Annotated in this window: 2 protein-coding genes; both read right to left on the bottom strand. The window is 73.6% G+C overall.

Annotation, left to right across the window (positions count from 1 at the left end; translation table 11 throughout):
- Positions 1 to 398, bottom strand: a 398-nt coding sequence (locus AC30N0_RS15475; protein ID WP_489518796.1) for a PHP domain-containing protein, incomplete at its 3' end; no start/stop codon positions are given.
- Between the two features lie 84 nt (positions 399 to 482).
- The coding region (locus AC30N0_RS15470; protein ID WP_489518795.1) for a single-stranded-DNA-specific exonuclease RecJ at positions 483 to 1,629 on the bottom strand (1,147 nt) is incomplete at its 5' end.

Here is a 1,629-nt window from a genome sequence, read left to right as displayed (position 1 = left end):
CGCGAGATCAGGTCGGGGTTGCCGACGTACTTTAGCGCGCCTTCGTAGGCGCCCGGGAGGCCGACCTTGGCCAGCTCGCCGGCCATCTCGCGGGCGCGCTGCTCGCGGCCGCCGCGCGTCGCCGCCAGGCCCGCGCGCAGGGCCTCGTCGTCGGCGTCGAAGCCGAGGCCGACGATATGCACGGTGACGTCGGCGAAGGTCACGGAGATCTCGGTGCCGGTGAGGTAGGGCAGGGCCACGGCGCGGGCCGCGGCCCGCGCCCGCGCCTGGCCGCCGAGCTCGTCGTGGTCGGTGAGGGCCCAGAGCTCGACCCCGTTCGCCTTCGCGCGTGCCGCCAGCGCCTCGGGCTCGAGCGTGCCGTCGGAGACGTTGGAGTGGCAGTGCAGGTCGGCGTTCATCGCAGGCAGGTCTCGACGCATCATAGTGGCGCGCCCTGCGCGCGTGCCCGGCAGGGCTCCGGTCGGCACTCGGGGGCCGGCGTGCTACTCGCTGCCGACGACGACCATCTGCACGCGCTCGACCCCGTTGTAGGCGTCGAGGCCGAGGCGCCAGGCGAGCCGCACGCGTGCGCCGACCGGCTCGCTGCGGCCGAACCAGATCGCTTCGCGCTGCACCCCGCCGACCTTCACCGTGAGCTTCAGGTGCTTCTCGGCGACGAGCCGCTGCGACACGACCTCGACCGCGTCGCAGAAGACCGGCGCATCGAATGCGGCGCCCCAGACCTGCGCGTCGAGCAGCCGCGCCGTCGCCACGTCGAAGTGCAAGGGGTCGAGCGGCCCGTCGCTGAGGAGCGTGCGCTCGAGGGCGGCGCTGCCGAGTCCCTCCCGCGCGGTGGCGATCCAGCCGGCGCGAAACGCCTCGAAGTCTTCGCGAGCGATGGTGCAGCCGGCGGCCATCGCGTGGCCGCCGAAGCGCTTGAGGAGCGTCGGCTGCCGCTTGCTGAGCAGATCGAGCGCGTCGCGCAGATGAAAGCCGTCGATCGAGCGGCCCGATCCCTTCAACGACCCGTCCTGCCCGAGCGCGAAGACGAACACCGGCCGGTGCAGGCGATCCTTCAGGCGCGAGGCGATGATGCCGACGATGCCCTCGTGGAAGGACGCATCGAACACCGCGACGGCCGCATCGACGCTGCCCACCAGCGCCACGGCCCGGTCGACCTGCGCGTCGGCCTCGTCGCGCATGCCCGCCTCGAGGCTGCGCCGCTCGACGTTCATGGCGTCGAGCAGCCCCGCCAGCTCGTGCGCCCGCGCCACGTCGTCGGTGAGCAGGCACTCGATGCCGAGCTTCATGTCCGAGAGGCGCCCGGCTGCGTTCAGGCGCGGCCCGATCGAGAAGCCGAAGTCCGCCGCGCTCGCCTGCCGCGGGTCGCGGCCGGCGACCGCGAACAGCGCCGCCACCCCGGGCTGCATGCGGCCGGCGCGGATGCGCTTCAGCCCTTGCGCGACCAGACAGCGGTTGTTGCGATCGAGGCGGACGACGTCGGCCACCGTGCCGAGGGCGACGAGGTCGAGCAGGGCGTCGAGGCGCGGCTGGTCGGCGACGGCGAACGCGCCCTGCTCGCGCAGCACGGCGCGCAGCGCGAGCAGCAGGTAGAAGGCGACGCCGACGCCGGCCAAGTGCTTGCTGGCG

The organism is Rhizobacter sp., from assembly GCF_031412495.1.
In the GTDB taxonomy this organism is placed as follows: Bacteria; Pseudomonadota; Gammaproteobacteria; order Burkholderiales; family Burkholderiaceae_C; genus Schlegelella_A.
The sequence above is the reverse complement of the archived record's forward strand: the minus strand, read 5'-3'. Positions and strand labels throughout refer to the sequence as shown.